The organism is Aquabacterium sp. (assembly GCF_004297345.1).
In the GTDB taxonomy this organism is placed as follows: domain Bacteria; phylum Pseudomonadota; class Gammaproteobacteria; order Burkholderiales; family Burkholderiaceae_C; genus Aquabacterium.
Genome location: NZ_SCTN01000166.1, coordinates 1 through 3,426 on the forward strand (window position 1 = coordinate 1; position 3,426 = coordinate 3,426).

Below are 3,426 nucleotides of genomic sequence, written 5' to 3' on the forward strand. Positions count from 1 at the left end.
AGATCGAGCAATTGGGTGCCGTGCGCATCGGTGACGACGTCGAACTCGGTGCCAACACCTGTGTGGACCGGGGCGCCATCGAGGACACCGTGATTGAAAACGGCGTCAAGCTCGACAACCTGGTTCAGATCGCGCACAACGTGCACATCGGTGAGCATTCCGCCATGGCCGGTTGTGTCGGTGTGGCCGGTAGTGCGCGCATCGGCAAGCATTGCACCGTGGGTGGCGCCGGCATGATTCTGGGGCACCTCACCTTGGCCGACAACGTGCACGTGTCCTCCGGTACGCTGATTTCCCGCTCCATTTCACAGCCCGGCATGTACACCGGGGTGTTCCCATTCGACGACAACGCATCCTGGGAGAAGAACGCAGCCACGCTGCGGCAACTCCACGCCTTGCGTGATCGCATCCGTACCTTAGAGAAACAGATCAAATCGTGATGGACATCCACAAGATCCTCGAAAAGCTCCCGCACCGTTACCCGTTCCTGATGGTGGATCGTGTGTTGGAGATTGAAAAGAATGTGCGGATCCGCGCCTTGAAGAACGTGACGATCAACGAGCCGTTCTTTCAGGGGCATTTCCCCACGCGCCCGGTGATGCCTGGCGTGTTGATGCTGGAGGCTTTGGCGCAAGCGGCCGCCTTGCTGGCCTTTGATGCGCGCGGTGAAGGCGCCAATGAAGATTCCGTGTACTACTTCGTCGGCATCGACGGTGCTCGTTTCAAGCGTCCGGTGGAGCCCGGTGATCAACTGATCCTGGACGTTGCCATGGACCGCAACAAGGCCGGCATCTACAAGTTCAATGCGCAAGCGTTTGTGGGTGAGGAACTGGCTGTGTCCGCTCAGATCATGTGCACCGTGCGCAAGGTGGCCTGATCTCGTCATGGCGAATATTCATTCCACCGCGATCGTTGACCCCAAGGCTCAACTGGCCGAGTCGGTGTCGGTCGGCCCCTATTCGATCATTGGTCCGGATGTGGTCATTGGTGAAGGCTCGACCGTTGGCGCGCATTGCGTGATCGAGGGGCACACCACGATTGGCCGCGACAACCGCATCTATCAGTTCGCTTCGCTGGGCGGGGATCCGCAGGACAAGAAGTACGCGGGCGAGCCGACCCGCCTGGTGATCGGGGATCGCAACACGATCCGTGAGTTCACGACTTTCAATACCGGCACGGTCCAGGACAAAGGCATCACGCAGATCGGTGATGACAACTGGATCATGGCCTATGTGCACGTGGCGCATGACTGCCTCATCGGCAACCACAACGTGATCGCCAACTCGGTGCAGTTTGCCGGGCACGTGACTGTGGGTAACTACACCTTGATCGGTGGCATCAGCGGCGTGCACCAGTTCGTGCGCATAGGTGACTTTGCCATGGTGGGTTTTCAGACGCGCCTGTCGCAGGACTTGCCGCCTTTCATACAGGCCGCAGGCAACCCTGCGGAGGCTCAGAACGTCCACCAGGAAGGTCCGCGGCGTCGGGGGTATGTGCCTGAGCGTCTGAGTATCCTCAAGCAGATGTACCGCACCTTGTATCGCAAAGGCCTGACACTGGAAGCGGCCAAGGCCGAGATCGCGACCCTGCGCGGGCAACACGCTGAAGCCGATGCGGACATCGACATGATGTTGTCCTTCCTGGCTGACGCGACGCGCGGCATTGTGCGCTGACAGCGATGGGAACGGCAGCTCCGCACATGGCCATGGTGGCCGGTGAGACTTCCGGCGATCTGCTCGCGGGTTTGTTGTTGGGCGGCATGAAGAGCCGTTGGCCCGATTTGACGGCGTCCGGCATTGGTGGGCCGCGCATGGCTGCACATGGCTTTCAGGCGCATTGGCCCTATGAGAAGCTGGCCGTGCATGGCTTCAATCTGGAAGTACTGCGTCGCTTTCGTGAGATCTGGGGCATCCGAGAGCAACTGGCCGAGCGTTTGCGCCATGAGCGCCCTGACGTGTTCATCGGGGTGGATGCGCCGGACTTCAATCTGGGTCTGGAAGCACGCCTGAAGAAGGTTGGCATCAAGACCGTGCACTTTGTCAGCCCGTCGATCTGGGCCTGGCGGGGGGGGCGCATCAACAAGATCCATCAATCGGTGGATCACATGTTGTGCCTGTTCCCTTTCGAGCCTCAGCTCTATCAAGACAAAGGTATCGCGGCCACGTTCGTGGGACATCCGCTGGCGGACACCTTCCCGCTGGAGGTGCCTCGCGATGCTGCGCGTGCCAAGCTCGGTTTGCCCGCTGATGCGCCTGTCGTGGCGGTACTGCCTGGCAGCCGTGGCGGCGAGATCCGCCATATCGCGCCGACCTTTTTGCAGACGATCGCCCGCCTGAGCCAGATGCGCCCGGATCTGCGTTTCGTGTTGCCGGTCGTGCCGGGCATGCGCGCCTTGATTGACCCGATGGTGGCTGAGCAAGTGCCCAACAAGTCGCAACTGATGGTGCTGGACGGTCAATCGCACGAGGCTTTGGCCGCTTGCGATGTGACGCTGATCGCCAGTGGTACGGCCACTCTGGAGGCCGCGTTGTTCAAGCGCCCCATGGTCATTGCCTACAAGATCAGCGCCTTGAGCTGGCCGATCATGAAGCGCATGGCCTACCTGCCTTGGGTGGGCCTGCCCAATATCCTCCTGAGGGATTTCGTCGTTCCGGAACGCCTTCAGCACGATGCCAACCCCGAGCAACTGGCTGCGGATGTGTTGGCCTGGCTGGATCAGCCGGCGCGGGCGCAGTCCGTACAGCAACGTTTTCTTGAACTCCACCATACCCTGAGGCGCAACACCGCCCAGGCCGCCAGCGATGCCATCGCCCAAGTCCTCGAACGCCGCTAAGGGCGCCAAAGTCAGCCGTGCAGGCAAGGCTGCAACTGAGCCTGTCACGCCGCAGCAGTTGGATTTGCTGTGGCCAGCCGCGTCTGCGGGCTTGTTGGCTGGGGTGGATGAAGCAGGTCGGGGCCCATTGGCTGGCCCGGTGGTGGCCGCCGCCGTGATCCTGGATGATCAGCAACCCATTGCGGGGCTGGCGGACTCCAAGAAGTTGACAGCGCGTACTCGTGAGCGCTTGTTCGACGAAATTCGCGCGAAGGCGCTGTGCTTTTGCGTGGCCGAAGCCAGTGTCGAGGAAATCGACGAGCTCAACATCCTGCATGCCACGATGCTGGCCATGCGCCGTGCCGTGGAAGGCTTGCGTTTGAAGCCGGCCATGGTTCAGGTCGATGGCAACCGCGTGCCGCCCCTCAATGTGCCCGCGCAGGCCATTGTTCAGGGCGATGCCAAAGTGCAGGCCATCTCCGCCGCATCCATTTTGGCCAAGGTGCACCGAGATCGCTTGTGCGAGCAGTTGCACGAGGCCTATCCCCAGTATGGTTTTGATGGCCACAAAGGTTATCCCACCGCAGACCACGTAGCTGCCTTGAAGTTGCATG

5 protein-coding genes are annotated in these 3,426 nt (G+C 61.0%); all 5 read left to right on the forward strand.

Annotated features, from left to right (window positions below):
* On the forward strand, positions 1–440 hold a 440-nt coding region (locus EPO09_RS05590), incomplete at its 5' end, for a UDP-3-O-(3-hydroxymyristoyl)glucosamine N-acyltransferase (protein WP_290641025.1).
* A complete protein-coding gene (gene fabZ / locus EPO09_RS05595; protein ID WP_290641027.1) occupies positions 437–877 on the forward strand; it encodes a 3-hydroxyacyl-ACP dehydratase FabZ in 441 nt (146 codons plus the stop codon). The genes EPO09_RS05590 and fabZ, both read left to right, overlap by 4 nt.
* Positions 878–884: 7 nt before the next feature.
* Positions 885–1,673 (forward strand): acyl-ACP--UDP-N-acetylglucosamine O-acyltransferase, encoded by a 789-nt coding sequence (gene lpxA, locus EPO09_RS05600; RefSeq protein WP_290641029.1) that lies wholly within the window; start codon positions 885–887, stop codon positions 1,671–1,673.
* Between the two features lie 5 nt (positions 1,674–1,678).
* Positions 1,679–2,833: a lipid-A-disaccharide synthase gene (lpxB, locus tag EPO09_RS05605; RefSeq protein ID WP_290641031.1), complete on the forward strand. Its 1,155-nt coding sequence runs from the start codon at positions 1,679–1,681 to the stop codon at positions 2,831–2,833.
* A partial coding sequence (rnhB, locus tag EPO09_RS05610; protein WP_290641033.1) for a ribonuclease HII occupies positions 2,802–3,426 on the forward strand: 625 nt, incomplete at its 3' end. The genes lpxB and rnhB, both read left to right, overlap by 32 nt.